Raw genomic sequence first — 315 nt, forward strand, 5'->3', positions numbered from 1 at the left:
CGGCCGTGCCGATCTTCTGGTTGTAGGCCAGACCCTGACCGCCCACGTTCGAGCCCAGCGAGCCGACGTCCTTGAGGCCGATCGACAGCTTCACGCCGACGACCTTGTAGCCGATGATCTTCGGGGTCTGCGACGGGGACGGCGTCGGGTGGTTGCCCTTCCTCCAGCCGAAGTTGCCAGCGGGCTTGTTGCCGCCCTCGTAGACCGGCACGACCGCGAGCTTCGACAGCGCCGTGGTCTTGTCGGCCTGGAGCTTCTTCAGCGCCCGGTCGGCCTGCCACTTGAACTTGTAGGTCTCCGACTCGTACTTGCCGC

General features: G+C 66.0%; 1 protein-coding gene. It reads right to left on the bottom strand.

Translation table 11 applies throughout. The features are described from left to right. A partial coding sequence (locus HCK04_RS40725; protein WP_142652810.1) for a hypothetical protein occupies nucleotides 1-315 on the bottom strand: 315 nt, incomplete at both ends.

This window comes from Microbispora sp. CL1-1, from assembly GCF_012034195.1.
GTDB lineage: Bacteria > Actinomycetota > Actinomycetes > Streptosporangiales > Streptosporangiaceae > Microbispora.